28 protein-coding genes are annotated in these 25,473 nt (G+C 41.7%); 18 read left to right on the forward strand and 10 right to left on the reverse strand.

Translation table 11 applies throughout. From position 1 onward, the window contains the following. The 4 genes from BLR15_RS14160 to BLR15_RS11315 all read left to right on the forward strand — a co-directional run. A partial coding sequence (locus tag BLR15_RS14160) for a group II intron maturase-specific domain-containing protein (RefSeq protein ID WP_281182390.1) occupies window positions 1-295 on the forward strand: 295 nt, incomplete at its 5' end. Window positions 296-392: 97 nt separating this feature from the next. Beyond that, a complete protein-coding gene (locus BLR15_RS11305; RefSeq protein ID WP_092987555.1) occupies window positions 393-2,084 on the forward strand; it encodes a S9 family peptidase in 1,692 nt (563 codons plus the stop codon). Between the two features lie 178 nt (window positions 2,085-2,262). Further along, on the forward strand, window positions 2,263-2,793 hold the full coding sequence (locus BLR15_RS11310) for a YceI family protein (RefSeq protein WP_092987557.1): 531 nt from the start codon (window positions 2,263-2,265) through the stop codon (window positions 2,791-2,793). A gap of 87 nt (window positions 2,794-2,880) precedes the next feature. Continuing rightward, the gene (locus BLR15_RS11315) at window positions 2,881-3,528 is read left to right on the forward strand and encodes an HD domain-containing protein (RefSeq protein WP_092987559.1); all 648 of its coding nucleotides are present in this window, start codon (window positions 2,881-2,883) and stop codon (window positions 3,526-3,528) included. Here the strand turns inward: BLR15_RS11315 and BLR15_RS11320 are convergent, their stop codons facing one another. Then, on the reverse strand, window positions 3,529-4,083 hold the full coding sequence (locus tag BLR15_RS11320; RefSeq protein WP_092987561.1) for a Maf family protein: 555 nt from the start codon (window positions 4,081-4,083) through the stop codon (window positions 3,529-3,531). A gap of 132 nt (window positions 4,084-4,215) precedes the next feature. Between BLR15_RS11320 and BLR15_RS11325 the strand changes: the two genes are divergently transcribed. The 3 genes from BLR15_RS11325 to BLR15_RS11335 all read left to right on the forward strand — a co-directional run bounded on the left by BLR15_RS11325 (window position 4,216) and on the right by BLR15_RS11335 (window position 7,066). After that, complete coding sequence (locus tag BLR15_RS11325; protein ID WP_092987563.1) at window positions 4,216-4,569, forward strand: DUF6176 family protein; 354 nt, start codon at window positions 4,216-4,218, stop codon at window positions 4,567-4,569. Between the two features lie 66 nt (window positions 4,570-4,635). After that, the gene (locus BLR15_RS11330) at window positions 4,636-5,922 is read left to right on the forward strand and encodes a D-serine ammonia-lyase (RefSeq protein WP_092987565.1); all 1,287 of its coding nucleotides are present in this window, start codon (window positions 4,636-4,638) and stop codon (window positions 5,920-5,922) included. Window positions 5,923-5,926: 4 nt separating this feature from the next. Continuing rightward, entirely contained in the window at window positions 5,927-7,066 is a 1,140-nt protein-coding gene (locus BLR15_RS11335; protein WP_176754145.1) for a glycerate kinase, read from the forward strand. 45 nt (window positions 7,067-7,111) lie between these two features. Here the strand turns inward: BLR15_RS11335 and BLR15_RS11340 are convergent, their stop codons facing one another. Both BLR15_RS11340 and abc-f read right to left on the reverse strand, forming a co-directional pair. Continuing rightward, window positions 7,112-7,456: a DUF488 domain-containing protein gene (locus tag BLR15_RS11340; RefSeq protein ID WP_092987569.1), complete on the reverse strand. Its 345-nt coding sequence runs from the start codon at window positions 7,454-7,456 to the stop codon at window positions 7,112-7,114. Window position 7,457: 1 nt separating this feature from the next. Then, window positions 7,458-8,960, reverse strand: a complete 1,503-nt coding sequence (gene abc-f, locus BLR15_RS11345) for a ribosomal protection-like ABC-F family protein (RefSeq protein WP_176754146.1) — start codon at window positions 8,958-8,960, stop codon at window positions 7,458-7,460. Window positions 8,961-9,231: 271 nt separating this feature from the next. Between abc-f and queG the strand changes: the two genes are divergently transcribed. From queG to nfsA, 3 genes are read left to right on the forward strand one after another with little or no spacing between them, the layout of a single operon-like run. Next, window positions 9,232-10,365 (forward strand): tRNA epoxyqueuosine(34) reductase QueG, encoded by a 1,134-nt coding sequence (gene queG / locus BLR15_RS11350; RefSeq protein WP_092987573.1) that lies wholly within the window; start codon window positions 9,232-9,234, stop codon window positions 10,363-10,365. Between the two features lie 13 nt (window positions 10,366-10,378). Next, window positions 10,379-10,849: a tRNA (uridine(34)/cytosine(34)/5-carboxymethylaminomethyluridine(34)-2'-O)-methyltransferase TrmL gene (gene trmL, locus BLR15_RS11355; RefSeq protein ID WP_092987575.1), complete on the forward strand. Its 471-nt coding sequence runs from the start codon at window positions 10,379-10,381 to the stop codon at window positions 10,847-10,849. Window positions 10,850-10,864: 15 nt separating this feature from the next. Then, the gene (nfsA, locus tag BLR15_RS11360) at window positions 10,865-11,608 is read left to right on the forward strand and encodes an oxygen-insensitive NADPH nitroreductase (RefSeq protein WP_092987577.1); all 744 of its coding nucleotides are present in this window, start codon (window positions 10,865-10,867) and stop codon (window positions 11,606-11,608) included. A gap of 74 nt (window positions 11,609-11,682) precedes the next feature. Here nfsA and BLR15_RS11365 read toward each other — a convergent pair whose 3' ends face one another. From BLR15_RS11365 to BLR15_RS11375, 3 genes are read right to left on the reverse strand one after another with little or no spacing between them, the layout of a single operon-like run. Next, window positions 11,683-12,282, reverse strand: coding sequence for an ABC-2 transporter permease (locus tag BLR15_RS11365; protein WP_176754147.1), 600 nt, complete (start codon window positions 12,280-12,282; stop codon window positions 11,683-11,685). Window position 12,283: 1 nt separating this feature from the next. Beyond that, entirely contained in the window at window positions 12,284-13,141 is an 858-nt protein-coding gene (locus BLR15_RS11370; RefSeq protein WP_092987581.1) for an ABC transporter ATP-binding protein, read from the reverse strand. A 5-nt stretch (window positions 13,142-13,146) separates the two neighbouring features. Further along, window positions 13,147-13,518, reverse strand: coding sequence for a GntR family transcriptional regulator (locus BLR15_RS11375; RefSeq protein ID WP_092987583.1), 372 nt, complete (start codon window positions 13,516-13,518; stop codon window positions 13,147-13,149). A gap of 895 nt (window positions 13,519-14,413) precedes the next feature. On the opposite strand from BLR15_RS11375, the gene BLR15_RS11380 reads away from it, so the two are divergent. The 5 genes from BLR15_RS11380 (at window position 14,414) to BLR15_RS11400 (ending at window position 20,391) form a co-directional block, all read left to right on the forward strand. After that, complete coding sequence (locus BLR15_RS11380) at window positions 14,414-15,004, forward strand: 6-phosphogluconolactonase (protein ID WP_092987585.1); 591 nt, start codon at window positions 14,414-14,416, stop codon at window positions 15,002-15,004. A 21-nt stretch (window positions 15,005-15,025) separates the two neighbouring features. Beyond that, window positions 15,026-15,241 (forward strand): hypothetical protein, encoded by a 216-nt coding sequence (locus BLR15_RS11385; protein ID WP_092987587.1) that lies wholly within the window; start codon window positions 15,026-15,028, stop codon window positions 15,239-15,241. Between the two features lie 66 nt (window positions 15,242-15,307). Then, window positions 15,308-16,696, forward strand: a complete 1,389-nt coding sequence (gene fumC, locus BLR15_RS11390; protein WP_092987590.1) for a class II fumarate hydratase — start codon at window positions 15,308-15,310, stop codon at window positions 16,694-16,696. 11 nt (window positions 16,697-16,707) lie between these two features. Continuing rightward, window positions 16,708-18,234 (forward strand): Ppx/GppA family phosphatase, encoded by a 1,527-nt coding sequence (locus BLR15_RS11395; RefSeq protein ID WP_092987592.1) that lies wholly within the window; start codon window positions 16,708-16,710, stop codon window positions 18,232-18,234. A 36-nt stretch (window positions 18,235-18,270) separates the two neighbouring features. Further along, entirely contained in the window at window positions 18,271-20,391 is a 2,121-nt protein-coding gene (locus BLR15_RS11400) for an RNA degradosome polyphosphate kinase (protein WP_092987594.1), read from the forward strand. A 284-nt stretch (window positions 20,392-20,675) separates the two neighbouring features. On the opposite strand, the gene BLR15_RS11405 is transcribed toward BLR15_RS11400, so the two are convergent. The 3 genes from BLR15_RS11405 to BLR15_RS11415 are packed head-to-tail and all read right to left on the reverse strand — an operon-like array spanning window position 20,676 to window position 22,431. Continuing rightward, window positions 20,676-21,503 (reverse strand): RluA family pseudouridine synthase, encoded by an 828-nt coding sequence (locus tag BLR15_RS11405; protein ID WP_092987596.1) that lies wholly within the window; start codon window positions 21,501-21,503, stop codon window positions 20,676-20,678. A gap of 3 nt (window positions 21,504-21,506) precedes the next feature. Continuing rightward, window positions 21,507-22,010 carry a DUF6568 family protein gene (locus tag BLR15_RS11410; protein ID WP_092987598.1) on the reverse strand — a complete coding sequence of 168 codons (504 nt, stop codon included), beginning with the start codon at window positions 22,008-22,010 and terminating at the stop codon, window positions 21,507-21,509. 16 nt (window positions 22,011-22,026) lie between these two features. Further along, window positions 22,027-22,431, reverse strand: a complete 405-nt coding sequence (locus BLR15_RS11415) for a disulfide oxidoreductase (RefSeq protein ID WP_092987600.1) — start codon at window positions 22,429-22,431, stop codon at window positions 22,027-22,029. 296 nt (window positions 22,432-22,727) lie between these two features. On the opposite strand from BLR15_RS11415, the gene BLR15_RS11420 reads away from it, so the two are divergent. From BLR15_RS11420 to BLR15_RS11430, 3 genes are all read left to right on the forward strand, one after another. Then, on the forward strand, window positions 22,728-23,123 hold the full coding sequence (locus BLR15_RS11420; protein WP_092987602.1) for a hypothetical protein: 396 nt from the start codon (window positions 22,728-22,730) through the stop codon (window positions 23,121-23,123). Between the two features lie 150 nt (window positions 23,124-23,273). Next, on the forward strand, window positions 23,274-24,380 hold the full coding sequence (locus tag BLR15_RS11425; protein WP_092987603.1) for a GAF domain-containing sensor histidine kinase: 1,107 nt from the start codon (window positions 23,274-23,276) through the stop codon (window positions 24,378-24,380). A gap of 4 nt (window positions 24,381-24,384) precedes the next feature. Next, complete coding sequence (locus tag BLR15_RS11430; RefSeq protein ID WP_092987605.1) at window positions 24,385-25,017, forward strand: response regulator; 633 nt, start codon at window positions 24,385-24,387, stop codon at window positions 25,015-25,017. Window positions 25,018-25,215: 198 nt separating this feature from the next. Here the strand turns inward: BLR15_RS11430 and BLR15_RS11435 are convergent. Next, on the reverse strand, window positions 25,216-25,473 hold a 258-nt coding region (locus BLR15_RS11435; RefSeq protein WP_143003951.1), incomplete at its 5' end, for a transposase.

Below are 25,473 nucleotides of genomic sequence, written 5' to 3' on the forward strand. Positions count from 1 at the left end.
TTATTTCGGACAGGGGTTCATCAAAGGTTTCATAGAAGATATTGAACCCTGGCTGCGCCGCCGTATCAGGCAACTCATTCTCAAACGGTGGAAACAACCGAAAACGAAAATCAGAATGCTCGAACGGTATGGCTTGGACGCTGACGGTGCCAGACGCATTGCGTATTCGCGCAAAAAGTACTGGCACCTATCCAAAACAGAAGAAGTCCATCATGTGTTGACAACAAAGAGACTCCGCCAATGGGGTTTAGCGCCGCTAAACCAATTGGCAGAGTCTGCTTACGCAAGGTATTGAACCGCCCAGTACGGAGCCGTACGCTGGGTGGTGTGAGAGGACGGGAGTCATCTACTCCCTCCTACTCGATTATTATGAAACATAAGGAGTGGTGAGAGTGACGGAGTATGTAAAATATTTGAACATGAAGATCAAAGACAATCATTTATATTTCATCAGCGACGAGACCGGCAAAAGAGAGCTTCATAAATATAATCTGTATGATGGCTCGACCGAACAGGTGACAGAAGAGGAACAGAACGTCAAAAAATACTGGTTTACAGATGATCAATTGATGATATCAACAGATTTTAACGGCAATGAAAGAGAGCAGTTCAAACTGGTGGAAAAAGATATTTCTCTGACGGACTCACCGGATTACTATCATTATTATGGTATTGCCGATGGTGATACAATCATCTACTTGAGAAATCACCAGGATAAGGGGCATTTCGAATTGTATTCATCCACACTAGGAGGTGGACATGAACTGCTCACGACATTCGACAGACCGGTTAAAATCTTATCAAAGTATGATGACAGACGGCTGTTGATCAGCGAGGACACGACAAACATCAACCAACGGATATATCTGTATGACCTTGACGCGGGAGAGACGGAGGAACTTCCGTTTCCTGAAGGGCGGTTCAAAAATTACACATCCATCGATGACAGCCGGGCAGTCTTCATCAGTGACTATACAAACGGCTATCTGAATCTTTATTCGTTGAATAAAAAAACGTGGGACTTTGAGAGAATTACCGATTTTGTATGGAATATCGAGCATTTTACGCTGTCAGCGGATAAAAACACGGCTTACATGACGTTGAATGAAAATGGGTTCTCACGTGTGTATAAATACGAAATAAACGGACGGTCTTTGACGAAACTGGATCTTCCTTTTGAAGGGGTCATCCATTCATTCAAGAAAAATAAAAACCATCTGTATTTTTTATATTCCGGGATGGCGGAACCGCACCATTTCTATCGTTATGATCTGATAGAGAATTCACTTGAAAAACTGTTTGGCAATCCGCCGGCGGATACTGAAGTGGCCGTCTCATCAGACACTTTTATATCATTTGACGACCTGGATGTCCCATATTATTTATACGGACAGCAGGGAAGCGGCATCAAAACTGTCATCCATGTTCACGGCGGTCCGGAGTCCCAGGCACGGCCGGAGTTTAACGAGCTTTATTACAAATTGTATAAGGCAGGCTATCAGATTGCAGTGCCGAATATACGCGGCAGCACCGGCTACGATAAATTTTATATCGGTCTGGATGATAAGGAGAAGCGGCTGGACGCTGTACGGGATGTCGTTTGCTTGAGGAAACATTTGATCGATGTCCACGGCGCTGATACCGGACGCATTTTCATAATGGGAAGAAGTTATGGCGGTTTCATCACTTTACTGTCGATTACACAGTATCCGGAACTGTGGACAGGTGCGGTGGATATCGTCGGCATATCCCATTTGAAAACCCTCCTTAAAAATACATCGAAGTGGCGGAGAGAACTCCGTTCTCATGAATACGGTTTTATCGGCGAACATGATAAGTTCATGAAGGCGATTGCGCCACTCGAGAATTCGGCTCGGATACAGGCACCTTTAAGAATCTTCCATTCGAAACATGATGTCAGAGTGCCGTACAACGAATCTGGGCAGATGTATAACAAGATGAGGATGCAGGGGAAGAATGTTGAGCTTGTGGCGTATGAAAATGAAGGGCATCAATTTTTGCACACAGAAAATATTGAGGATATGAATGAAGACATTATCAAATTTTTTAATGGACTGAGTTGATAATTAATGTTTAATGCTGTGCAGACAGGCTATTAGAATAGTGTTCCACTGTTCACATGTAAAATAATACTTCGATTTAGAGTTTTTTTTAGTTTCCTACTTGCTTTTTGTAACTAGGTGTATTATTATAAATGTATAGAAAAAATAATAAAAATAAAACTTGGAGGTTTTCTTAAAAATGACTAAATTTGTAGCAGACAACGTTCACTCGGAAGTGGAATTTTCAGTAAAACACATGATGGTGACTAAAGTGAAAGGTTCTTTCAATGAGTATTCAGTAGAAATCGATACAGATTCAATGGAAGACTTTGAAAATGCAACTTTGACAGCTTCAGCAAATGCAGCGACAATCAACACTGGTGTTGGTGACCGTGACGGCCACCTTCAGTCAGAAGATTTCTTTGATGTTGAGAAATACCCTACAATCACTTTTACTTCAAACAACATTCAAAAATCAGGTGACACATACAAAGTAACAGGTGACCTGACTATAAAAGATGTCACTAAAGAAGAAACAATCGTAATGGAATATAACGGCCAGGGTAAAGACCCGATGGGCGGCGGAACTGTACATGGTTTCGAAGGTTCATTCGCGATCAACCGTGGTGACTATGGCCTGACTTGGAACGCTTCACTTGAAACAGGCGGCGTCCTTGTAAGTGATGAAGTTAAAGTCAACCTTGAACTACAATTCCAGGAAGCTGAATAATAGATATAACCTTTACCACACCCGCCGGGTGTGGTATTTTCAGTATCAAGGATTATATAAATATCATGGAAATGTTGAGGAATCGATATGAATGAAGAAAAGATTATCCAGTCAGTAAAAGACTACGTTGAAGATTTTCATGCAGGAGATTCGACGGGTCATGATTTTCATCATGTGATGAGAGTATACAGAAATGCTTTACATATTCAGAAAAATGCCGGCGGGGATTATTTTATCATCTCTGTTGCCAGCCTGCTGCATGACACGATTGACGACAAGCTGAATAAAAGTGAGCATGCAGTTGAGGATGCCAGAAACTATTTGAGGGAATTTTCAATTGAAGAAGCGGTTGTCGAGAGAATTTTGTACGCAATGCAGGCGGTGTCCTTCAAAGGCGGGAAAAATGAATTTACAGTAAGAAGCATTGAAGACGAAGTCGTTCAGGATGCGGACAGGCTGGATGCACTCGGTGCCGTCGGCATTGCCAGAACGTTCATATTCGGAGGTGCAAAAAATCATGAGATGCATGATCCTGAAATAGATGCCAGAACAGATATGACTGCAGATGAATACCGCAAAGGGAAAAATACGATGATCAATCATTTTTATGAGAAACTGCTGAAGCTGAAAGAACTGATGCATACGGATACGGCCAAAGCGCTTGCCGAAGAACGTCACCGTTTCATGGAAGAATACCTGGAGCAGTTTTACGGGGAATGGCAGGGGGTGAAATAATCACTCCTGCCAATTTTTTAATGCCCGTGCAACTTCTGCAAGTGGCAGTCCGACGACGGTATTGTAATCTCCCTGAATCTCCTTGACCAGCACGGCACCATGGCTCTGGATGCCGTAACCGCCTGCCTTATCGTAAAAGTCATCCTTTTGTAAATAATTTTCAATATCTCTTTCACTTAAATCATAAAAGGTGACATCGGTTGTAGAGATGATCATCTTCTCCTTGTTCAGTGAACGGAGCAGACAGGCAGTGTGGACCTGATGTGTGGCGCCGCTGAATTCTTTGATCATTTGATAAGCATGGTCTTTATTTCTGGGTTTTTCATATATTATGTCTTCTTTAGATACAACGGTATCAGCGGTTAAAACCACTTCCCCTTCATGTAATTCAGTGACATCGGACTTTATTTCAGCAAGAGCCTTTACTTTTTTTACCGGGTTTGTTATTGTTACTCTTGATTCATCTGCCGACTGTTCACGCAGTTCAAATCCAACGTCGATCTGATTAAGAAGATCGCGTCTGCGCGGTGAAGATGAAGCTAAAATTAATTTCATATAAACATCCTTTTTAATATATTATTACATATTTAATGATCGCTCACGAGTGATAAATTCAAATGTTGAAGCGGTGGATGTTCATTGAGCTGAAGTTGTTTTGTTGTATCAAATACTTGAGAGGTGAAATCGATGAGAGTGGAGCTCACGAAATTTCGTGTTAAAGAAGGCAAAAGCAAGCGTGTTGATGCGTGGATAGAGTATATGCATGAAAATATGGACGATGTACTCATGAACCTGGAAGGGGAAAGGATGTACGTCGAAAGTATATTCAGAGAAAAATTCAACAATGTTGAATACTTATACTGGTACAGCGTACAGGAAGACCAGATGAGAGGCACAGACGAAGTGAACAACCAGAAAATTGATGAAAAGCATCTTGAGTTTTTTGATGAGTGCATCGATAAGACTTTTCGCCCTGAGGATATGACAGCCGCATGTGTTATGATTCCGTCACGCATCAGAAGTGCGATGGAGAGCAGATAGATGTTTGAATAAGCGTGAGATTGGGAGTAGGCTGAGCTTACTCTCTTTTTAATTCGGAGGGATAATATGAATGATGCAGTTTTAAAGCACTTATCTGATAAAGTTGAAGTTTTCTGGCTGAACGATAAATATGATACTTATGATCAGTATGCCGGGAGCGGATTTACGATTGATGACATTCAAGAAGCCGAACAGAGGCTGTTGAAGTTTTCACCGCTGATAAAAAGATTGTTCCCCAGGACTGAAGGCAGTGGCGGTATTATAGAATCTCCCGTTGAAAAGATAGAAAATATGCAGCGTTGGTTAAATGAAATTGAAGGACAGGATTTAAAAGGTGCTCTGTATATTAAAAGGGATGATATTCTGCCGATTTCCGGATCGGTCAAAGCACGCGGCGGCATATATGAAATATTGAAGTATGCGGAAGAACTGGCTGCAGAGTCCGCTCTGATAAATGAAAAGCAGAGCTATGCCCAATTCGCTTCAGAACGCTTCAGGGCGCTCTTTAACCGGTATACGATAGTTTGTGCCTCGACGGGCAACCTGGGCTTGAGCATAGGCATTATGAGCGCTGAACTGGGTTTTAAAGTGGACATCCATATGTCTGTTGATGCGAAAGCATGGAAAAAGGCATTGCTCCGGGATTACGGAGTGAATGTGATCGAGCATGAAGATGATTACAGCAAAGCGGTGGAAGCCGGCAGAGATGAGGCCATGAAACGCAAAGATTTTTATTTTGTGGATGATGAAGACTCGGAAACACTATTTTTAGGTTATGCAGTCAGTGCGCTGAGGCTGGAAAATCAGCTTACCGAAGCTGGGATTGAAGTCAGTTCGGATAATCCACTGTATGTGTATCTTCCATGCGGTGTCGGAGGTGCACCGGGCGGTATTGCATTCGGCCTTAAGGAAGTGTTTGGTGATAATGTGTATCCGGTGTTTGCAGAGCCGGTAAATTCACCGTGCATGCTGCTCGGTGTGATGAGCGGGAAGCATGATGATATATCGGTGAGAGATATCGGGCTTGATAATGTGACCATTGCTGATGGACTTGCTGTCGGCAGGCCTTCGAAGTTCATAGGCAGAACGGTGGAGAAGTTGGTTTACGGATTTTATACTGTTCAGGATGCATCATTGTATGAAATGCTCGCCAAATTGTGGGATACTGAGAAGATGAAGCTGGAACCTTCTGCACTTGCAGGAATGACAGGTGGCTACAGGCTGCAAAAAGAACAGCCGGATATGGTTTCAGGTACCCATCTTGTGTGGAGTACCGGCGGGGATATGGTACCTGAAGATGTCTGGCAGAAAGATTATGAGCAAGGATTTGAACTGCTTAAGGAGCAGGGGTGAAGGTATGAAAGTCATTGTTGGCATGGATTCATTTAAGGGGAGTCTGTCTTCGCACGAAGCAAATGATGCCGTTTCAAAAGGAATCCGGTCAGTGGTCAAAGATGCGGATATAAAATCATACATCATGGCCGACGGCGGAGAAGGGACGACGGAGGCTTTGATTAAAGGTTTGAATGGTGAGCTTATAAATGTTCCGGTCACTGGGCCGCTTGGAGCCGTGGTTAATGCTGAATATGGAATCGTTAAGGAAGAAGACCTCGCGGTCATTGAAATTGCAGAAGCATGCGGACTGACATTACTCACCGATGATGAACTGAATCCTTATAAGACGACAACGTATGGTGTGGGTGAAATGATCAATCATGCATACGAAGCGGGTGCGAGACGGTTCATCGTCGGACTCGGGGGCAGTGCAACCAATGACGGTGGTGTCGGTATGCTCCAGGCACTGGGGTATCAGTTTGTCGATGAGTACGGTGAAGAGATTGAATATGGAGGCGGGGCTCTGTCGACAATGTCGGAAGTGATTAAAACACCGGAAGCTTCGAAATTCGATGACTGTCATTTCAGAGTGGCATGTGATGTCAATAATCTGTTATACGGCACGGAAGGTGCGACTTATGTATTCGGCCCTCAAAAAGGTGTGACCGGAGAGATTCTGTCACACCTGGATGGCGGTCTTAAACACTTTGCCGATATAACTGAAAGACAGATGGGTATTGAAATATCAAAAGTAGAGGGGGGCGGTGCTGCAGGAGGTCTCGGGGCAGCCTTTTACGGTTATCTCAATGCGGATCTTGAATCAGGTATCCAGCTCGTCATCGACATTCTGGATATGGAGAAGGAAATGGAGTATGCGGATCTTATCATTACCGGTGAAGGCAGGCTGGACGGGCAGACATCGATGGGAAAAGTGCCGGCAGGCCTTGCGAAACCGGCTAAAAAATTCAAAGTTCCCATCATCGCATTCGGCGGCAGTCTGACCGATGATGCATATGAACTGGTGAATCAGGATATGGATGCGATATTTTCCATTCAACATTTCCCGGTATCATTGGAAGAAGCGATGAAACGCAGCACGACGAGTTTTAATTTGGAAAAGACTGTGAGTCAGATGATGTCAGTTTTCTTGTTGAATAGGTGACATAAAAACACGCAATTCCAGTTGATGGGATTGCGTGTTTTGAATTTACATATTTTCAACGTACTCCTTGATCACAACTGCCTGATTGTGTTCTTTATCCTTTGCCGCATAGAGCAGTGTGACATTATGACCATCGGAGTCTTCTTTCAGCAGTTTCAGATCTTCTTTATGGTCTTTCAATTCTTTTTTATATTTTTTCTTGAACTCATCCCATTTTTCGGCATCATGGTTGAACCACTTTCTGAGGTCGGTTGACGGAGCAATATCTTTCATCCACTCGTCATGTTCCAAATCTTCTTTTTTTATGCCTCTCGGCCAGACGCCGTCAACTAGAATACGTTTCCCATCCTGCTGTGAAATATCATCATAGACTCTTTTTATTTTCAACATTTCACTGTCTCCTTTCATCTTCCTTATCTTTCAATACCCGTTTTTCTTTAATTAAACGATTAAACTCCTGATCCAGTTCTTCGCTTGGTTCGAGCGATAACCTGCCAAGGACATCAGAGATTTTGTTTTCAATAAGCATCAGTTGTTCTTCAACACTGTCCACGGGCTCTGCCGTCTGATCGCTGATTAGGCTGCCGTCCTCAATTGTATAAACGGTCTCAGTGACATTATCTCTCAACACTTTGTCATGTGAGACAAGAATGATGGTGGCAGGGTGGTCGATAAGCATATTTTCGAATGCTTCCACACTGTGGATATCCAGAAAATTCGTCGGTTCATCCAGCATCAGCACCTGTATGTCAGACATCAGAATTTTGACGAGCTGAACCTTTACACGCTCTCCGCCGCTGATGACATGGATTTTCTTATGAACGGCTTCTCTTCTGATACCTAGTCTCGCGAGAACCGTCCGCACCGTCGTCTCATCATAAATACTTGTTTCCATGATATTTTCAAGAATGGACTTGTCGTCAACAAGCAGCTCCAGCTGCTGGTAGAAGTAGCCGATTTTCAACGTTGAATCTTTATATTTTTCATGAATATGATTTAACAGTGTTGTTTTGCCACTGCCATTTCTGCCGGTTATTGCGATTTTTTCACCGGCTTTGACAAATAACGAGCCTTCTTTAATGATATCTCTTCCGCTGCGTTTTATATTTTCATGTTCGATTCTGATAATCGTCTTGTTTCCGAGCGATTCCATACTTTGGGTATGGAACCTGACCTCTTTTTCCGTCCTCGGTTTTTCTTTCTTTTCAAGCTGGTCGAGTCTTGATTGCATACCTTTTGCCACCTGGTGAAGGTTTTTCTGTTTTTTGTTGTAGTAGGGTGTTTCGATTTTGTTGTCCAGCACCCGGTTTGCCTGATGTGCCTGTTTCTTTTTTCCGGCTATCGCATTTTCCAGCTGTGCTTTTTTATTCCGGTATTGTTTATATTCTTCTTCCGCCCGCTCGAGCTGCTGTTCTTTCAGCGCTTTGTATTTATCATAATTTCCGGGGTATGCTTTAATTTCTTTGTCCTCTACAGCCCAAATTTCGTCTGCTGTTCTGTTTAAAAATTCCCGGTCGTGAGAGGCGATGATTTTTATGTTATTGATAAGCTGCAGTTTTTTTACCAACGCCTCCGAATTTTGTTCATCAAGATGTGTGGTCGGTTCATCCAGCAGCATGATGCCAACGTCATGGTTCAGAGTCTGATTCAAGTACAGCTGAGTCGTTTCTCCGCCGCTTTTTTCCAGGTCACTGTCCTTGATCTGCGGTATGAGCTGGATGGTCTCATCCGTAAAGTGGTCCGGGTTTCTGAGAATATGGTTGAAAAGCGTCGTTTTGCCGCTGCCGTTTCTGCCGATCAAACCGATCGTCTTATTTTCATGAATTTTTAAGTTTTCTGCTTTAAGCAGTGTTTCCCCGTTAATTTCCAATTTTACATAGTTAATCTCTAGCATAAAAAAACCCCCGATTTTGTGAATCGAATCAGGGAAGACAAGCCTAAATATGTTATAATGATATGCATTATAAAGCATACTATTATACATGAAAGTGAGTAAAATATAGGCATGGAATTATCCTGATCCGACATTTTTTGCATCAAAAAATAAGCATGAGTATGTCTTCTGAAAAGGATAATTTACTCCATCGGCCAAATTTCACTCCTTTAATAATATTGACTTAATTTTACACTTTATTTGAAATAAATTCAATGGAAGGAGTATTTTCATGGACCGTTATGAATTTAAACAGAAAGTAATCGATTATGCACACAGTATCGGGATAGATGAAATCGGCTTTACACATGCCGAACCTTTTGTGGAGTATAAAGCGAAATTGATGGATTATCTGGATAAAGGGTTCGCTTCGGGTTTTGAAAAGGGCAGTGTGGAAGAGCGGACCAACCCGAAGGCGAGCCTGCCGAACGCACAAAGCATCATTGCGATTGCTGTCGGCTATCCGAATAAACTTCCGGATGCCCCGAAGGGGAGGAAAGGGAGCAGGCGCGGCATTTTTGCCCGTGCTTCGTGGGGGATGGATTACCACACACTGCTGAACAGAAGGCTCAATAAGCTGGAAGCATATATCAAATCGCTCAATCCAGATGTAGAGACGAAGTCGATGGTCGATACAGGTGTGCTCAGTGACAGGGAAGTGGCGCGCCGCAGCGGACTCGGGTTTATCGGAAAAAACGGCTTCGTCATCAATCCAGAGCTCGGCACATACTCATATTTGGGCGAGATGATAGTGAGCTATCCGTTCGCGCCGGATGAGGAACTGATCGACTCATGCGGAGACTGCAATATTTGCGTCGACAGATGTCCGACAGGGGCGCTGGTAGGAAACGGACAGCTGGATTCGAACAAGTGCATTTCATTTCTGACCCAGATCAAGGGATCGATGCCGGATGAGTACCGTTTTAAAATAGGCAACCGTCTGTATGGCTGTGATACATGCCAGCAGGTATGTCCGAGAAACAAAGGCATCAACACGGACCATCATGAAGATATTGTTCTGGAACCTGAAATATTAAAGCCGGAACTGGAACCGCTGCTAGAAATTTCAAACAGAGATTTTCAAGATAAATACGGTCATCTTGCAGGCGTCTGGAGAGGAAAGAAACCGATTCAGAGAAATGCTATAATTGCTCTGGCACATTTTAAAGAAGAATCATCGATAGATACATTGAAGCGGGTAGCCGAAAATGATCCGAGACCGATGATCAAAGGTACAGCCTACTGGGCGATCGGGCAGATTCAGGGCTCAGAAGCCGCCCCGTATATCAATGAAAGGTATCCGGTGGAACAGGATACGGAAGTAAGAGAAGAAATGCTGAAGGGCATTCAGGAAGTCAGTCATTAGAGAGGAATTAACCATGCCAAATCATATCGTATTATTTCAACCGGAAATCCCGCAAAATACAGGGAATATTGCACGCACATGTGCAGCAACAAATACTACACTGCATTTAATCAAACCGCTCGGTTTCAGTGTAGAGGAAAAGATGGTCAGACGCGCCGGCCTCGATTACTGGGAGTTTGTGGACATTCGCTATTACGACTCCATAGAAATTTTCTTTGAACAGAACCCCGGACGTTACTATATGCTTTCCAAATTTGGTAAGAAGTTTCATTCGGAAATGGATTATTCAAATACACAGGAAAATCATTATTTTGTTTTCGGCCGTGAAACAACCGGCTTGCCTGACTGGGTGAAAGATAAGTATAATGAATCATTGTTAAGGGTGCCGATGACTGCGGATGTCAGATCATTGAATTTGGCAAACACCGCAATGCTATTGGTATATGAAGCACTGAGACAACAAAATTATCCGGAACTTATATAGGAGGACCTTTACAACATGGATCAGTATGCAGTTATAGACTTACTTAAGAACCATCGTTCAATCCGTAAATTCACAGAAGAGAAACTGTCAGACGAGACGATAAAAATGCTTGTGGAATCGGCACAGAGTGCGAGTACTTCAAGTTATGTGCAGGCATATACAATAATCGGTGTAACAGATCCCGAGAAGAAAAAAGCGTTGAAAGAAATCAGCACACAGCCTTATGTGGAAAACAACGGACATTTATTCGTCTTTATAGCAGACTACAGAAGGCATAGAGACTTGTCCATAGAAAAAGATGCACCGATCAATTTTCATCTGACGGAACAGTTTATCGTCGGCACCGTCGATGCGACACTTGCAGCACAAAATCTCGCGATTGCAGCAGAAAGCATCGGACTCGGTATCTGTTATATAGGGTCACTCAGAAATGATATGGCAAAAGTCATTGAAATACTCGAACTGCCTGAAGGCACTTTCCCGTTATTCGGCATGGTGGCCGGATACCCTGCCCACGAGGGCAGCATTAAAGAAAGACTGCCGTTTGAAGCGGTTTATCATGAGAACACTTATCAGAACCTTGATGCAAAGAAAGAAGATATTGAAGAATACGACAAACGCATCAGTGAATATTATAAAGAGCGTACAGACGGCAAGAGAGAAGATACATGGAGCGACCAGGTCATCGGCATGCTCAACAAAAAGCAGCGCCTTGATGTGGACCAAGTCGTCAAGAAGCAGGGATTTCTGAGACAGTAGAAGTGTCATTAAAAAAGTCAGACGGATAAAAATTCATCCACCTGACTTTTTTCCGTTTTTATGAATTGAATCATTTAAAAATCTTTTGTTCTGTAAATACTGTAAGTAATGAACCATGATATAAAATAAATGATCAAAACAGATAGTATGAGCACTGTAAACAACAGTGACTGATCTATGGCACTGTTGGCGATTGCATTTGAAAAATCATCTAAATATTCGGACAGAGTGCTTAATAGTCCTATGCTCAATACAAAAGCGACTATGATGATTGTAGTGATATTGCCCTGCTTGAATATTTGAAATAACGGGTAGGTGAAAGATGCTATTAATAAGAAAAATGATACACCAATCCCAATATCATAAACTGTAAAGGGTTTGTCGAATAACATTAATATCATACTTACAAGAAGGATGGAGACAGCTGTGTAGACCAAAGTGCCTAGGTACCGGTAAAGTGTGATTTCCAATCGTGTATATGGCAATGAGTTCAACAATTTATCCGAATTGACCTGTTCGTCATAAGCCAGGGCATTATATGGGATATATAATGCGGCTACTGTGAATATTAAAAATGGAGACGACCATGTGAAAACAAAGATTAATATAAAAGGAACATATAACCATAACAGCTTCTTCTGTAAGATTAAATCCCGTTTTAAAAAGTAAAGCATATTACTCAACTCCATTAAAAAAGTACATTATTTCTTCCAAAGAAATCTTATCTATAATAACTTCATCACCGAATATTTCAGCAATTTTTCGTGGCTTTTTAGTCATCGCCTCAAAAGTGTCCTCTTTAAAAGATATATAGTCAAATTCCTGTTCAGTATCTCTGTCAATTAATGAACGATTCCCTTTAACCAATGCAAAATCATTTTGCAATGTATTGATGGAATGGTTGAAAATGATATCACCATCTTTTATAAAGACTATATAATCAGCAATTTTTTCAAGATCTGAAGTGATGTGTGTTGAAAAGAAAATAGATTTATCCTCATCCATCATAATTTCCTGAATTGTTTTAAGTAAATCTTTCCTGAAAACAGGGTCCAGCCCTGCTGTCGGTTCGTCCATGATAATCAATTCAGGATTATGGGACAGAGCAAGAACCAGGGAAGCTTTCATGCGCATGCCCTTGGAAAAATTTTTGATGGGCTTGTTTAAAGGTAATTCGAATTTTTCAATGTAATTATAAAAAGTTTCATTGTTCCAGTCATGATAGACAGGGGCGATGATTTTTTGTAAATCACGTAAGCTTAAACCCTCGTAGTAAATATTATCATCATAAACAAACCCGATTTTTTGTTTAATGGTTTTTTCATAATCTCCATGTTCCATACCAAAAATTTTTAAATCTCCGGAGTCAGGTTTGATCAGGTTCATAATCATTTTAATGGTGGTTGATTTTCCTGAGCCATTGGCTCCGACAAATCCGGTGACATAACCTTTGTTGATATTCAAGTTCAAATCATTTATGGAGAATCCCGGGAAGTTCTTATTTAAATTTTCTAATTCAATGACTTTCTCCAACTTATTCACTCCTTATAAAATAAATTAATCATCTCTTGTAATTCATCCAAACTGATGCCGACCTCTTTGCTGTTTGTTACAACTGCCTGCAGTTGTTCCTCTACAGCCTGCATTTTTTTCTCTTTGATCAGTGCGATATTATTTTCCGAAACGAATGAACCTTTGCCGACGATCGAATAGATAAAATTTTCTTTTTCAAGTTCATCGTAGGCTCTTTTAACCGTAATGACACTGACCCCTAAATCGTAAGCAAGCTTCCTCATGGAGGGCAGACCCTCACCATCCTTCAGCTCATCAGACAGAATCAATGATTTTATCTGTTCGTATATTTGGTTGTAAAAGGGATCTTTAGAGCTGTTTGATAGCAAAATTTTCATACTTTAACCTCTGTTGAACCGATATTTTAATATATACTATATTGTTACTATACAATATATACAATGATAACATTTTTAGCAATAGATATTTATGATTTTAATTAAAATATATTATGTGAATTTCAATTTTATGTTGTAAATCTTGATGTACCGGCCACACCAGAGTTTATGGAAATATTCCAGGTGTAGGCTTTCTTCACAATGAGGGTTCCTACACAATGCGTTTTGTGATTGTCTGATCCGGTGGAATTATAATAATAATGGTCGATACATTCTTTTTGAAAAGAAACGGAGGAAGACTATGGAAGTTTGAGGGTATATTGAAAAAGGGATGCTGAATAAGTTTTTAAGATGGCTGATAAATTATAGAAGGATTTTTAAGAAGTGAAGAAAAAAGTTTTAAAATAATCTTTAATCATGCAGAAGCGTGGCAACACCAGAAATTCTGAAACAGGCAAATAAAAATACAGACTTCATTCTCCAATTTTGATGTATAAAAAACGACCGGTTCAATTTTGAACCGGTCGTTTTCAATATTATTTAATTCTTTCTTCGCCGTCGTCTTTGTAACCCCACTCAGATTCACGGCAAGCAGTTAAAATTGCAGTTAAAAACGCAATAGATACCATTAAGATTAAAAATGCATCCATCAGTCTGCCTCCTCGCATACTCACTTATATATTTAGTATTATATATCATTATAGCATATTAAAAAAGAGTATTTAAATTAATTTAAAATAAAATCCGGTTTACCAAAGTTTTCTGATTGTCACCGTGTTAATGATGATATATTTATATTAAGTCATGGTTTTGAGTGTGTTCGGTGTTATTTTTGTTAAAATAATGGGTAAACTAAGTATGATATGTCTAAACACAATTTATGGAGGAAACGATTATGGCTATGAATTTTAAAATTTTTGATAACAAGGAAACTTTCAGTGTGTATATTGCAGATATTTTAAGGAAACAGGTTCACAATAACCCGACTAGTCTTCTGGCGGTGGAAATGAATGAAGAACTGGAATGGGCATATGAAAAGTTTATCGGTGAGACAAAACAGCATCCTGCAGATTTTTCCCAAGTTTATATTTCGACTGTCGGCAAACCTCAGACGGATATACTGAACAAATTGCAAATCCCTGAAAACCAGCTGCACACGGATGGTTCAAGTGATTCTTTAACAAGTATCCTAAAGGATAAGAAACAGGTGAGTCTTGGACTATTATATCTGGACAGTAAAGGTAATATCGGTTTTAACGATGAGGGTAAAAATGAATCTTTGTATGATGCAAGGGAATTATTTATTGTTGCAACCGGGGCTGATAAAGCAGAAGCGGTCAAAGAACTTTACAATGCCAAAGAAAATAATCAGGATGCATTCAGCCAGATCAAGTCCCATCGTATGGTGACAGTGGTGCTTGACCGTGAAGCGGCATCGAGTCTCGACCCTGACATCGTGGATTACTACAGCTATAAATTTGCATAAACATTGAAGAGGTGGCATGCGATGAAGAAGAAAGATTACAAAGAAGATTATTATGAGAATACCGAAAATGAAGATTATAAGGAAATGGTGGAACCAGATGACAACACCATGACCCACGACATGGAAGATGTGCGTGAACTCGGCAGGGAAATGGAGCAGCTTTCCCAGAACGAGGACTATCCGATCGACACTTCAAATGACGAATCTCATGAAGATCAAAAAGAAAATAATGAATAACAGATGAATCCTCTGGTAAATTAGTATAAAATGTTGATAAATACTAATTTACAGGAGGTTTTTTCATTGTCTTACAGAATTGAAAAAGATACCATCGGAGAAATCAAAGTGCCAAGTGATAAATATTGGGCGGCACAGACGGAGCGGAGCCGTCAGAACTTCCCGGTCGGCAAGGAAAAAATGCCGCTGGAAGTCATCGTCGCTTTTGCAGAACTGAAAAAAGCAGCATCCGTTGCGAATAACAGTCTCGGCAAGCTTTCTGACAATAAGAAAGAAGCGATCGGCTACGCGTGTGACCGTGTCATCAACCGTGAGCTCGATGAACACTTCCCGCTTGTCGTATGGCAGACCGGCAGCGGTACACAGAGCAACATGAACGTGAACGAAGTGGTCAGCTACGTAGCCAATGAGTACTTGAAAGAAAAAGGCATTGAAGAGACCGTTCACCCGAATGATGATGTGAACATGTCCCAGAGTTCAAACGATACTTATCCTACAGCCATGCACGTGGCACTGCTCGTATCAGTTGAAGAGCAGCTTCTGCCAGGGCTGATGAAATTGAAAAAAACTTTCGAAGCCCAGGAAGAAGAGTTCAAATCCATCATTAAAATCGGCCGTACACATCTTCAGGATGCAACACCGCTCACTCTGGGACAGGAAATCAGCGGCTGGAGATTCATGCTTGAAAAATGTGAAGAGCTGATTGAAGAATCGAAAAGACAGTTGAGAAATCTGGCAATCGGCGGTACAGCGGTCGGCACTGGAATCAACGCCCACCCTGAATTCGGTTCACGTGTTGCGAGTGAACTGTCCGTCCAGACAGGTTACGAATTCATTTCAAGTCCTAATAAATTCCATGCGCTGACTGCACATGACGAAGTTGTTTATTTGCATGGGGCTCTTAAAGCACTCGCAGCAGATTTGATGAAGATTGCGAATGATGTCAGATGGCTTGCTTCCGGTCCGCGTGCAGGCATAGCAGAAATTGAAATTCCTGCAAACGAGCCTGGCTCATCAATCATGCCGGGCAAAGTCAATCCTACACAGTCGGAAATGCTGACGATGGTATCAACACAGGTGTTCGGCAACGACGCGGCAGTCGGTTTTGCAGCATCCCAGGGCAACTTTGAACTGAATGTATTCAAGCCTGTCATTCTGTATAACACACTGCAGTCGATCTACCTGCTGTCAGACGGCATGGTGACTTTCAATGATAATTGTGCAGTGGGCATCAGACCGATCGAAGATAACATCGACCGGTTCCTGAACAATTCACTGATGCTGGTGACTGCACTCAATCCGCATATCGGTTACGAAAAAGCGGCACAGATTGCTAAAAATGCACATGAAAAAGGAATAACGTTGAAAGAATCTGCAGTTGAATCCGGCCATTTGACAGCAGAACAATTCGATCAGTGGATCAAACCGGAAGATATGACTGAATCCAAAGAATAGGTGATTGTATTATGAAAAGAATCGGTTTAATAGATATAGGTTCAAACACCATACGTCTCGTATTGTTTGAATATACAGAGGAAACCGGATTGAAAGAGATTCAAAATATAAAAACACCTGCACGTCTTGCAAGCTTTCTGAATGAAGACAGTGTCATGGAAGAAGAGGGGATAGACAATCTGATCGACATTCTGAGCAGCTTCAAGGAAATCGCCGATCAGTATGGCGTTTCAGATTTAAATCCCGTCGCAACGGCAGCAGTCAGAAACTCTGTCAACTCAGATGATATTGTCAAGCGGGTCAAAGAAGAACTTGATCTCGATGTGAAAGTGATCACAGGAAAAGAGGAAGCCTTTTTCGGCTTCCATGCTGTGACACATACGATCAGTACCCAGGATGCAGTCACAATCGATATCGGCGGTGGAAGTACGGAGCTCACTTTCTTTGAAGATAAAGAACTGATCTATTCGACCAGTCTGCCTTTCGGTGTCGTCACACTGGAGAAAATGTTCTTTGAAGACAAAGAACATAATGATAAGGCGGCGATCAAGAAAGCGACGGCGTTTATTGAAGAACAGATGAGCAGTGTCAGATGGCTTGCCAAACGCCGTGTGCATATTCTGGCAATCGGCGGAAGTGCAAGAAACATCGCGCGCATCCACCAGTCTATGGTCAACTATCCGATTGCGGGTGTCCACGGATATTCCATGCAGAAAAATGACCTTGATGATGTCATGAAAAAACTGGTCAAAACAGATAGCGATGACCTGGATGATATCGATGGTCTCAGCAAGGACCGCAGCGACATCATCCTGCCGAGTCTGCTGGTCTTCCAGAAACTTTATGATGTCGTCGATGCAAAAGAATTCAAATTCAGCCGAAAAGGCCTTCGTGAAGGGCTTGCGATGCATCTGATCTCAAAGGAAAAGCCCTATGCATTCAACAAGTACAGAATTTATGAAGATGCCCTGAATGAACTGGCAAATGATTTCAACCTGCAAAAGATAGTATATGATAAACGCATAGAAATCACGGAAAGGCTGTATCATGAACTGAACAGGCATGATCTCATCAATATTTCAAAACATGATAAGTACCTGATGAAAAATGCGGCTAAAATATTTTATCTGGGTGAATTCATCGACCGGGATGCGACAAGTCAGCATACCTTCTATCTGATTGCGAACAGCAACATCAACGGCATCGTTCATCGCGACCGTGTAAGGCTCGCCCTTATTGCGAGTTTCAAAAACAAGACACTGCTGAAATTTTATGCAGATGAAGTCGACTGGTTTGACGATGATGATATCGAACTGCTGCTTGCACTCGGCAGCATATTGAAATTCGCGAATGCGCTGAATATATCCCACACAAATATCGTGCAGGATATGTATCTCGAAGAGCATGAAGATGAGTACGTACTGACAGTCGAATACAATGGTGATTCGATTGCCGAGAAATATCAGTCGATACGCCAGAAAAAACATATTGAGAAAATATTGAAAAAAGATTTATCGATAAAATTTACAAAAGCTTAATATTTGTCATTTATAATAGGTGATTGGAGGGATAGCATGGAATACAAACTCGATAATAAAGAATACTATGATAACCGGGAACTCAGTTGGTTAAGGTTTAATTACAGAGTGTTGGAAGAAGCGATAGATGAACACAATCCATTACTCGAGCGCTTTAAATTCCTCGCAATCACCAGTTCCAACCTGGATGAGTTTTTCATGGTCAGAGTCGGCGGGCTGAAGGACCAGGTCAAGATGAATTACCATGAACCGGAAAACAAGACGAAAATGACTCCCGGTGAACAGCTGGAGAACATCAGTGAGCTGAACAGAGAAAACTGTGACGCCCAGTATAAAATTTACCATGATCTGAAGGATGAACTTGAAAATTACGGTATTTATTTCAGAAGACCCGAAGATCTGCCGGAGAAATTCATGGATGAAACTGAAAGAATCTTTGATACGGAAATCTTTCCTTCACTCACACCTCTCGGGATCGATGCCTACAGACCGTTCCCTAAACTGATGAATAAAAAGATTAATATATTTGTGGATCTGTCGAATGAACTTGGTGAACAGACGGCTATCGTACAGCTGCCGACAATCATCAAACGTTTCTATACTTTCCATGACGGACCGAAAACTTATGTCGTTCTATCAGAGGATATTATAGTTAAAAACGTTGAGAAATTGTTCAAAGGCTATAATATTGACCGCACATTCGCATTCAGAATTACACGGAACGCGGATTTGACGATACATGAAGAGGGCGCACAGGATCTTTTAATCGAGATTGAAAGATTTTTAAAAGAGCGTACCAAAGGTGCTGCAGTGCGTCTGGAAATCGATATCAGTACAAATCCGACGATCAACGGATCATTTTTGAGAGAAGAACTGAGCCTTGGTGAAGAAGATGTCTATAAATTTGACGGCCCGCTGGATCTGACATTCCTGTTTGAGTTTGTTTCCAATCTGAAGCAGAAATATCCCAAACTGATTTACCAGCCGTTTGAGCCCCAGGCACCCAAGTTTCTCGGCACGGATAATGTATATGAACGTTCTTTGAAGGAAGATGTATTTTTCCATCACCCTTTTGAATCGTTCAAACCCATCGTGGATTTTGTCAAAGAAGCGGCTGAGGATCCGGATGTGCTTGCAATCAAGCAGACACTTTACCGTGTATCCAGTGACTCGCCGATTATCGGAGCCTTGAAAGAAGCGGCTGAAAACGGCAAACAGGTGTCTGTGCTCGTTGAACTGAAAGCGAGGTTCGATGAAGAGAACAACGTCCACTGGGCGAAAGAGCTGGAGGACGCCGGATGCCATGTCATATACGGCATGAACTATTTGAAGACACACAGCAAGATCACTCTTGTCATTAAACGGGTGAAAAACAAACTGGTCCGGTTTGTCCACCTGGGGACTGGCAACTACAATGATTCGACGGCCAAGCAGTATACGGATATGGGTATCATAACGACAGAGCCCGAAATAGGTGATGATGCAATCAACTTCTTCAACTATTTAAGCGGATACTCTTTGAAACCCGTCTATAATTCACTGCATGTCGCACCGTTTGAAATCCGCGATCTTTTCGATGATCATATCGACAAAGAGATCGAATATCATAAAGAACACGGCAACGGGTACATTTTTGCGAAGATGAACTCGCTCACGGATAAGAAAATCATCGATAAATTATTGATTGCTTCACAGGAAGGCATTAAGATCGATCTTGTCATCCGCGGCATCTGCTGTGTAAAAGCAGGCATACCGGGTGTCAGTGAAAACATCCGTGTCATCAGCGTCGTCGGCAGGTTTCTCGAGCATACAAGAATCTACTACTTCCATCACAACGGACAGGATAAGATGTTCCTGTCTTCGGCGGATATGATGACGAGAAACATGATCAAACGTGTGGAAATCCTGTTCCCGGTCAATGATCCGAAAATCATCGAAGAATTGAAATCAATCAATGAACTTTATTTGATAGATAATAAAAAAGCGCGTTATCAAAAGCCTGACGGCACATATGCCTATGTGGACAATGACCATAAGCCGATCAGTGCCCAGGAAGAGCTGATGAGACGTGCTCTGAAAGTGAACAGAGAGCAGATAGAAGAGAAAGAGAACTATCTGCTGACCAAAATCAGAAACAGATTTAAAAAGAGCAACTAGATATATGCTGCGATTCCGATTATAGTTGTGATTCAGATGCGTTTAAATCGAATCCGGCATCCAAATCCGATTATAATCGTGTTTTAGATGTGTTTAAATCGGATTCGGAGTCTAAATCCGATTATAATCGTGATTCGGGTGCGCTTAAATCGGATTCGGCATCTAAATCCGATCATAACCCTAATCCAACAAGCATTTAATCGGAGTGCACAAAAATTTTCAAGCTCATAAAATAAAACCCCCCTGAAACTCTCAAATAATGAGAGATTCAGGGGGATTCTTTTTTATAACGTATCTTTGTCCAGTGCAACTGTCACTTCTTTTTGAAGTATGGGGTGGATGAAGCTCATTTTGTAACTGAAGAGCTGGAGGTCCCGCAGTGTGGCACCGCCATACAGCGTATCTCCGATGATCGGCATGCCGATGTGGAGGAGGTGGACTCTGATCTGGTGGGTACGTCCTGTTTCAAGTTCCAGTTCTATTTCACAGTATTCGTCTGTCACTTTTGACTTGATGATGTTCGTGACCGCCTTTTTACCTTTTGGAGTGACGTGATATTTATTTCTCTCCTTAGGGTTTTTGGCAATCGGTGCTGAAATTCTCTGAGCTTCCACGCGTTTCTTAGTATCGACTCTTGCGATGTAGACCCGCTGGATTTCACGTTCACTCAGCATATGGTCGAGCATCTTTTTGACGTAGGGATGTTTGGCGACGAGTATGACACCTTTTGTTTCCTGGTCGAGTCTGTGGACCGGTTCAAGGTAATCGACATCCAATGTGTACAGTGCATGGTTCAACAATGTGTTGGTTTCATGCATCTGGTTCGGATGAGTCTTAACACCGCGCGGTTTGAACAGCAATGCAAGGTACCGGTCTTCATATAATACTTCACACGTTCTGTAGCTCGGTTTGTATTGGCTTTTTTCCTCTTCGGCCGGGAGTATTACTGTATCTCCTGTCTGGACCACCGTATTCAATGGTCTGTTATCTTCATTGATTTTAATTTCTTTGGACATTCTCAAAAGATGCAGTTCTTTTTTTGGAAGGTGGAGCGCCTTTAAAATGTCTTCGAGCGACATATCATTAAAATTTTCATGTACTGTAAATTTCATCTATTATTCTCCGGAAGTTGCAGCGATAAATGACTCATAAGATGCAACATCTCCAGGGTTGCCCGTCATTCTCTCAACTTCTTCACCGTCTTCAAAGTAGATCAGGGTCGGTGTTGCTTCTATTTCATATTCAGCCCAAGGTTCTTCATATTCAAGAATGTTCAATTGGATCAGATCTTCACCGGACTGTTCAAATGCATCGACCAGCAGTGGTGTTGCTTCCTGGCAATGTGAACATGTCGGTGACCAGTAATATACATACTGGCTGTCGTTTTCCTCAATTGCGGTTGAAACTTCATCAGGTGTCTGGTTGAACTGATAGTCCTCGTTGTCCAGCGCATCGATGGTCGGTCCTGATAATTCTTCGGGATCTTTGTCCGTGTATGGATAGTAACCTGAATCACTCAGCTGTTCAGGATCTGATGAACTGTTATTCAAAACTAAAAATACTGCCACAAAGGCAATAACGATTACAGCAATTATAGCGTAAAAAATTTTATTTCCCATGTTGAAAAATCTCCTTTTATTTTTTAATGAATAAAGAAAGAGTAAAAATAAGTATAAATGCGATCAGTGACAGCAGTGGAATGGTGATAAAACCGAACCAATTAATATATTGTACAGTACAGTCCACACCAGTACAAGCCGGCAGACTGTCAGCAACAAAAGTAAGTTTTTGCATGCTGTAATGATAAATTGCGAATAATATACCGGCGCCGCTGAACACTCTGACGTAAATTCTTGAATTTATGTCTTCTTTGACAAGGCCGATCAGTGAAATGATGACAAGAGGGTACATGATTATCCGCTGATACCAGCACATCTCACAGGGTAAGTACATTCTTATTTCACTGAAATATAGTGAACCGAGTGTTGCGATCAATGATATTAAAAAGATTAATTGCATAAATAATTTGTTATTTTTCATAAACCGAACCATCCTCTTACTTTCTCTGCCAGAGCTCATACCTTTCGATATTTTCAACTTTATCATAAAATCTTTTAATCCGGAGTGTCTGAACAGGCTTTTTTGTGAACTTTGTGTGAGACACATTCCGGCTGACTGTCATGCTTTGAATCATCAATCTGCAGGGATGCAGTTCTGGTCAGGTGTTTTTCTTTGATGGATTAATGGTATCATGAAATCCACACGATGTTTTTATTTCGAAGATGGCTGAATTCAGAATGAATGCCGTCATATAGAATGATTTGGGAGTTGTTAAAATGTTTAGCAAAAAGACTGAGCAGCTTAATATATTGGATTTGGCACAAATTGTTAAAGAAGGCAGAACGGTCAAACCGACAGGGGAGTTTGAATCAATGAGCGGCAGGCTGGTGGTTTCTTTGTCACCCAAATCGCTGTTCATTGAGAAAAATGACACTCATACAGACAGTATTTATGATGAAGTATTCAAAGTTGAAATATTTCAGCTGCATAATGAAGACACGGTGATGGATCAGCTGATGATCATTTTCGATGATGATACACATCTTGAAAAAGAAGATATCTCATTAAATGAAGCGAAGTCGATGTTTCCATCTGCACGGTCGATGTATAACTTTTCTAAAGGAAGACTGAATAAAGTATTCGACGCAGATATGCAGGGAACGTCTGATTAAAATCAAATTGGTTCAAAATACTGATTATGAGCCTTTTGAGTTATATGATACTCTAGGATTGGATTATAATATTAGTAAGTATAGTCTGAAGGCATTTGCCATCGGGATGACTGCAAATGACCTGCATCAGATATGAATTAGGGTGTTTTCATGAAAAGTAAACTGCAATTATTAAAAGATATCGCTGAGTTTTTGAATGAAGAAACAGATCTGCAGACGATGTTGAACGTGGCACTCCGTGAACTCGTCACTCATACTGAATTTGAAACCGGCTGGGTGTTCTTCATCAATCAGGAAGGCGAGCATGAACTGGCTGCGGATTACCAGCTGCCGCCCTCGATGGAAAAGCGCGGCTGTCATTATTTGAAAGACGGGAGCTGCTGGTGTGTGCGTGCTTATCATAAACAGCAGCTGCAGACGGCAACGAATATATTCGTCTGTTCGAGACTGGAAAAGGCCCAGCTGGAATTTCCCGGCGAAAACAACGGTATTACACATCATGCAACAATGCCGCTCATTTCCGGACAGGAATCTTTCGGTCTCCTGAATGTCGCGAGTCCCGGACGTGTGGAATTCGACAGTGATGAACTGGCTCTGCTTGAGTCTGTAGCATTTCAGATCGGTTCGACATTGAAGCGGATAGAATTGACGGCAAAAGAAAAAGAGAGCGTCGTCATCAAGGAGCGTCAAAGGCTGGCCCGCGATTTGCATGATTCGGTCAACCAGATGCTTTTTTCAATCGGTATCACGTCCCATGCCGCAAAAGCCCTTTCAGACGGCAAAAAGATTGATGAAGCACTTGTATCGATTGAGAACACATCAAAACATGCCATGAAAGAAATGAAGGCACTGATCTGGCAGCTGAAACCGATCGGCCTGGAAAACGGTATCGTGCATGCGATAGAATCATACAGCAGTCTCATCGGCATCGATGTCAACATAGAACTGGACGGTTTCTATAATGTCAGTGATGCTGTTGAAATAGAACTTTACCGGATCATCCAGGAAAGCCTGAACAATGTCATGAAACATTCAGGTGTGAATGAAGCGAGGGTCAACATGACCGTGCGGGATAAAAAGCTTGAGACAACCGTTTCGGATAAAGGTGAAGGATTTGGTCTGAAAAGCGGCACAGAGACAAGCTACGGCTTCAGCAATATGCGGGAGCGTATCAGAAACCTCGGCGGAGAACTGGATATAGATACACGGATCGGCGAGGGGACAACGGTGAAAATAGTAGTACCGATAGAGGAGTGAGAAGATGTATAATGTCATAATTACCGACGATCATCATATCGTCAGGGAAGGCATGAAGTTTTTATTATCAACGACGGACAATATAAATGTAATGGATGACTTCGGCAGCGGCCGGGAAACACTCGACTATCTCGAGAAGCATCATAAAGAAGTCGATTTGATACTGCTCGACCTCGTCATGCCTCAGATGGACGGCATCGAGCTGACACGCATAATAAAGACCGAATATCCGAAAGTGAAGGTGCTGGTGCTGTCGAGCTATACGAGCGAAGAATATATCCGTCCGGTCTTCCAGGCAAGGGCAGACGGGTATATCATCAAGGAAATGGAAGCGGATGAACTTGTGGCATCGATTAAAGATGTCATTCAGGGTGAGAAGGTCATCCATCCGAATATTTTGAAAATCATGGATAATACAGGAAATCTTCCGCATGAGAGAAATGCCTTATCGGCAAGAGAGATTGATGTATTGAAGGAAATAGTCAAAGGAAAGTCCAATAAAGAAATCGGCGAGTCGTTGTATGTCAGTGAGAAGACGGTCAAAACGCATGTGAGCCATATATTGAACAAGCTTGAAGTATCCGACCGGACCCAGGCTGTCATATACGCGATCAAATACAACCTGGTCAAACTGTAATGCATGTAAACTGTAAAATGACATTTCGGCTGTATGGGGAAATGTTATTTTATTCGTCTGCTGTTCATAATTTATCTTGGCAGAAACTATATGTTGAATCTTCAGAATTATTTTATATAGTGAATCAATTTCATAATTGCTCTTTTTAAAAATACAAAGACCTACAGAATTCCTAAAATGTATTTTAAAAAACAGAAATCATGCAGCTTGTTGCTGAATGAATTGAGCATCGATGCGGTCTGCAGCCAACTTGGATGCATTGTAAACAAGTGTCACCATGTCAAAATGAATTTTTGCGCGTTTTCCGGTACGATATCGAACATTGTTCAGTTGAAAGAATTCCTTAAGGTATGCATTGACTCTTTCTACCGCAGTACGGCGTTTGAAAATGTTTTTCCATGCTAGAGACCCACGGGCTGGTGCGGAATATTTCCTGAGATCTGTTGTTATTTTCAT

The organism is Lacicoccus qingdaonensis (assembly GCF_900101075.1).
GTDB classification, from domain to species: Bacteria; Bacillota; Bacilli; order Staphylococcales; family Salinicoccaceae; genus Lacicoccus; species Lacicoccus qingdaonensis.

What these genes read in the sequence shown, in the direction of transcription:
- BLR15_RS11310 (WP_092987557.1), top strand. Translation starts at nt 2,263, where the DNA reads ATGACTAAATTTGTAGCAGACAACGTTCACTCGGAAGTGGAATTTTCA.
- BLR15_RS11315 (WP_092987559.1), top strand. Translation starts at nt 2,881, where the DNA reads ATGAATGAAGAAAAGATTATCCAGTCAGTAAAAGACTACGTTGAAGAT.
- BLR15_RS11320 (WP_092987561.1), bottom strand. Translation starts at nt 4,083, where the DNA reads ATGAAATTAATTTTAGCTTCATCTTCACCGCGCAGACGCGATCTTCTT.
- BLR15_RS11325 (WP_092987563.1), top strand. Translation starts at nt 4,216, where the DNA reads ATGAGAGTGGAGCTCACGAAATTTCGTGTTAAAGAAGGCAAAAGCAAG.
- BLR15_RS11330 (WP_092987565.1), top strand. Translation starts at nt 4,636, where the DNA reads ATGAATGATGCAGTTTTAAAGCACTTATCTGATAAAGTTGAAGTTTTC.
- BLR15_RS11335 (WP_176754145.1), top strand. Translation starts at nt 5,927, where the DNA reads ATGAAAGTCATTGTTGGCATGGATTCATTTAAGGGGAGTCTGTCTTCG.
- BLR15_RS11340 (WP_092987569.1), bottom strand. Translation starts at nt 7,456, where the DNA reads ATGTTGAAAATAAAAAGAGTCTATGATGATATTTCACAGCAGGATGGG.
- abc-f (WP_176754146.1), bottom strand. Translation starts at nt 8,960, where the DNA reads ATGCTAGAGATTAACTATGTAAAATTGGAAATTAACGGGGAAACACTG.
- queG (WP_092987573.1), top strand. Translation starts at nt 9,232, where the DNA reads ATGGACCGTTATGAATTTAAACAGAAAGTAATCGATTATGCACACAGT.
- trmL (WP_092987575.1), top strand. Translation starts at nt 10,379, where the DNA reads ATGCCAAATCATATCGTATTATTTCAACCGGAAATCCCGCAAAATACA.
- nfsA (WP_092987577.1), top strand. Translation starts at nt 10,865, where the DNA reads ATGGATCAGTATGCAGTTATAGACTTACTTAAGAACCATCGTTCAATC.
- BLR15_RS11365 (WP_176754147.1), bottom strand. Translation starts at nt 12,282, where the DNA reads ATGCTTTACTTTTTAAAACGGGATTTAATCTTACAGAAGAAGCTGTTA.
- BLR15_RS11375 (WP_092987583.1), bottom strand. Translation starts at nt 13,518, where the DNA reads ATGAAAATTTTGCTATCAAACAGCTCTAAAGATCCCTTTTACAACCAA.
- BLR15_RS11380 (WP_092987585.1), top strand. Translation starts at nt 14,414, where the DNA reads ATGGCTATGAATTTTAAAATTTTTGATAACAAGGAAACTTTCAGTGTG.
- BLR15_RS11385 (WP_092987587.1), top strand. Translation starts at nt 15,026, where the DNA reads ATGAAGAAGAAAGATTACAAAGAAGATTATTATGAGAATACCGAAAAT.
- BLR15_RS11395 (WP_092987592.1), top strand. Translation starts at nt 16,708, where the DNA reads ATGAAAAGAATCGGTTTAATAGATATAGGTTCAAACACCATACGTCTC.
- BLR15_RS11400 (WP_092987594.1), top strand. Translation starts at nt 18,271, where the DNA reads ATGGAATACAAACTCGATAATAAAGAATACTATGATAACCGGGAACTC.
- BLR15_RS11405 (WP_092987596.1), bottom strand. Translation starts at nt 21,503, where the DNA reads ATGAAATTTACAGTACATGAAAATTTTAATGATATGTCGCTCGAAGAC.
- BLR15_RS11410 (WP_092987598.1), bottom strand. Translation starts at nt 22,010, where the DNA reads ATGGGAAATAAAATTTTTTACGCTATAATTGCTGTAATCGTTATTGCC.
- BLR15_RS11415 (WP_092987600.1), bottom strand. Translation starts at nt 22,431, where the DNA reads ATGAAAAATAACAAATTATTTATGCAATTAATCTTTTTAATATCATTG.
- BLR15_RS11420 (WP_092987602.1), top strand. Translation starts at nt 22,728, where the DNA reads ATGTTTAGCAAAAAGACTGAGCAGCTTAATATATTGGATTTGGCACAA.
- BLR15_RS11425 (WP_092987603.1), top strand. Translation starts at nt 23,274, where the DNA reads ATGAAAAGTAAACTGCAATTATTAAAAGATATCGCTGAGTTTTTGAAT.
- BLR15_RS11430 (WP_092987605.1), top strand. Translation starts at nt 24,385, where the DNA reads ATGTATAATGTCATAATTACCGACGATCATCATATCGTCAGGGAAGGC.